Source organism: Mesorhizobium sp. M7A.F.Ca.CA.002.04.1.1 (genome assembly GCF_004022805.1).
Lineage (GTDB): Bacteria > Pseudomonadota > Alphaproteobacteria > Rhizobiales > Rhizobiaceae > Mesorhizobium > Mesorhizobium ciceri.
Window position 1 is genome coordinate 1 of the sequence record NZ_RZPL01000629.1, and the last position, 3,416, is coordinate 3,416.

A 3,416-nucleotide genomic window follows, 5' to 3' on the forward strand; every position below is an offset into this window, starting at 1 on the left:
CAACGACTTCGCTTCGATCGCGCTCGACGGCGAGCGGCAGGCCGGTGCGGTGCGCGTCCTCGACGAAAGCTCCAAGCGCCGCCGCGTCGGGCTGCTGTCGCAGGCCGAGGCCGACCAGGCGCAGCCGCTTTTGTCGCCACTCTACTACATCAGGCGGGCGCTGCAGCCCTTCGCCGATCTGGTCGAACCCTCCAGCGCCGACCTCGCCGACGCCATCCCGCAGATCCTCGACCAGAAGCCCGCGATGATTGTCATGGCCGATATCGGCACCATTCCCGGACAGGTCCGGCAGAGACTTGTCGATTGGGTCGACAATGGCGGCACGCTGGTGCGTTTCGCCGGTTCGCGGCTGGCCACGGCGGGCGATGACGACGATTTGCTGCCGGTCCGCCTGCGCACCGGCGAGCGTTCGCTCGGCGGCGCGCTGTCATGGACGTCGCCGCAGCCTGTCACCGAATTCCCCAAGGCCGGCCCGTTCGCCGATCTGGCGCCGCCGGCCGAGGTCACTGTCAGCAGACAGGTGCTGGCCGAGCCGACACCCGATATCGTCGAGCGCACCTGGGCGGCCCTTGCCGACGGCACGCCGCTGGTCACCGGATTGAAGAAAGGCAAGGGCACGCTGGTGCTGTTCCACGTCACCCCTGAAGCAACCTGGTCGAACCTGCCGATCTCCGGCAGCTTCGTCGAGATGCTGCGCCGCATCGTGCAGCTGTCGCGCAACCAGGGCGCGGCCATCGCCAATGCCGAAGCCGCCGCGGCGTCGCTGGCGCCCTATCGCATGATTGCAGCCGACGGCTCGCTGGTGCCGCCGACACCGGATGCACGGCCGCTTGTACCGGGCGCCGGCGCGCTGCCGGTGACTTTTGAAAACCCGCCCGGCCTCTATGGTTCCGAGACGGGTGTGTTTGCCCATAATCTGCTTGAAGCCGACAGCACGCTGGCCCCGCTGGCGCGCCCGCAAATCACTGTTCCCGTCACCTCGATCCAGTATGCCTTTGACGAATCGCGCAATTTGAAGGGCGCGCTGGTCGCGGCCGCCCTGGTGCTGATGCTGCTCGATACGCTGGCGGTATTCTGGATGGGCGGCCTGTTCTCACGCCGACCGCGCCGCGCCGGTGCCATGGCAACCACCGCCGCGGTCCTGATTGCGCTGGGTAGCTTGTTCGGTCATGCCGACCTTGCCCGCGCCGACGACGCCAAGCCGGGTGACGAAATTGCCATCGAGGCGATTTCGAAGACCCGCATCGCCTATGTGCTGACCGGTGTGCCGGGCGACGATTCGATCAGCCGTGCCGGGCTCGAGGGCCTGACCCGCTTCCTGGTCGAAAAGACGGCCCTTGAACCGGGCGCACCAGCCGGTGTCGACATTTCGAAGGACGAGCTGTCGTTCTATCCTTTGATCTACTGGCCGATCGATCCGGCCGCCCCGATGCCGAGCCAGGCCGCCATCGCCCGCATCGACGCCTATATGCAGCAGGGCGGCACGGTGCTGTTCGACACCCGCGACCAGTTCGCCAACGGCATCGGCGCCGATTCGACCAGCCCGGCGACGGAGCGGCTGCGCGACATCCTCGGCAACCTCAACGTGCCGCCGCTGGAGCCGGTGCCGTCCGACCACGTGCTGACCAAATCCTTCTTCATCCTGCCCGAATTCCCCGGCCGCTTCGCCGGCAGCCCACTGTGGGTCGAGGCGTCGCTCGACGCCAGCAATGCCGAGAACCGGCCGGTGCGCACCGGCGACGGCGTCTCGCCTATCATGATCACCGCCAATGATTTTGCCGGCGCCTGGGCGGTCGACGAGAATGGCGATCCGCTGCTGCCGACCGTACCGGCGGACCCGATGCAGCGCGTCTACGCGCTGCGCGCCGGCGTCAACATCATGATGTACATGCTGACCGGCAACTACAAATCCGACCAGGTGCACGTGCCCATACTGCTCGAACGGCTGGGGCAGTAAGATGAGTTTGTTTGGTTCCCTCCGGTCGCGGATAAACCCTCCCCAAAAAGAGGAGGGTAAGGGATGAACTGGTCGATTTCCTTCGAACCGCTGATCTCCTGGCCCCTGTTGGCCTTGGCGCTGGTGCCGCTGGCGCTGCTGGCGCTTGTCGGCCTGTGGTTTCGCCAGCGCGGCTCGGTCTTCCGCTTCATCGCCCTTTTGGCGCTCGCCGCCGCTTTGTTCAACCCGGTGTTCCTCAACGAGGAGCGCGAGCCGCTGAAAAGCGTTGTCGCCCTCGTCGTCGACCGCAGCCAGAGCCAGGATATCGGCGATCGCACCAAGCAGACCGACGAGGCGCTGGCCGGGCTGCAGCAGCGGCTTGGCCGCTTCAAGCAGTTCGACGTGCGCGTCGTCGAGGCCGGCAAATCCGAGGCCGCCGAAGAGCGCACCGAGACACGGCTGTTCGGCGCGCTTGAAGGCGCCTTCCGCGACGTGCCGCCGTCACGCATCGGCGGCGCGATCATGATCACCGATGGCGAGGTCCATGACGCGCCGCCGGGCGCGCCAGATTTCAACGCCCCGCTGCATGCGCTGATCACCGGCAACGACCACGAAAAGGACCGCCGCATCCGCTTCGAGAACGCGCCGCGCTTCGGCCTTGTTGGCAAGCCGCTCGACATGACCTACCGCGTCATCTCGACCGAAAACGAGACTGGCCCGGTCGATGTGCGCGTCTCGGTCAATGGCGAGCAGGTCGCCGTCGAGCACGCCACCGTTGGCCAGGCCATGCCGCTGCAGGTCACCATTCCGGGCGCCGGCCGCAACATCGTCGAACTCGCCATCGATCGCGAGCCAGGCGAACTGACCGACACCAACAACCGCGCCATCGCACTGATCGACGGCATTCGCGAGAACCTGCGTGTGCTGCTCGTCTCCGGCGAGCCGCATGCCGGCGAGCGCACCTGGCGCAACCTGCTGAAATCCGACGCCTCGGTCGATCTTGTCCATTTCACCATCCTGCGGCCGCCGGAAAAGCAGGACGGCACGCCGATCAACGAATTGTCGCTTATCGCCTTCCCGACCCGCGAACTGTTCGTCGAGAAGATCAAGGATTTCGACCTCATCATCTTCGACCGCTACCAGCACCGCGACGTGCTGCCGATCCTCTATTACGACTACATCTCCGAATATGTCGAAAAGGGCGGCGCGCTGCTGATCGCGGCCGGCCCCGAATATGCCGGCGAAAGCTCGATCGCGCGCACGCCGCTGATGGCCGCCCTGCCGGCGATGCCGACCGGCGAAGTTGTCGACAAGGCCTTCTATCCGCGCCTCACCGAACTCGGCCAGCGCCACCCGGTGACGCGTGGGCTCGATGGCTCGGCCACCGAGCCGCCGCACTGGAGCCGCTGGTTCCGCACCATAGGCGTGCAGAACCCGGAAGGCGAAGTGGTCATGAAGGGCGCCGACAACCGGCCGCTGC

2 protein-coding genes are annotated in these 3,416 nt (G+C 66.4%); both read left to right on the forward strand.

What is annotated here, in order from left to right; genetic code table 11:
• Positions 1 to 1,957: DUF4159 domain-containing protein (locus ENZ75_RS25640; RefSeq protein WP_128278412.1), on the forward strand; the 1,957-nt coding region annotated here is incomplete at its 5' end.
• Between the two features lie 63 nt (positions 1,958 to 2,020).
• The coding region (locus tag ENZ75_RS25645; protein ID WP_128278413.1) for a hypothetical protein at positions 2,021 to 3,416 on the forward strand (1,396 nt) is incomplete at its 3' end.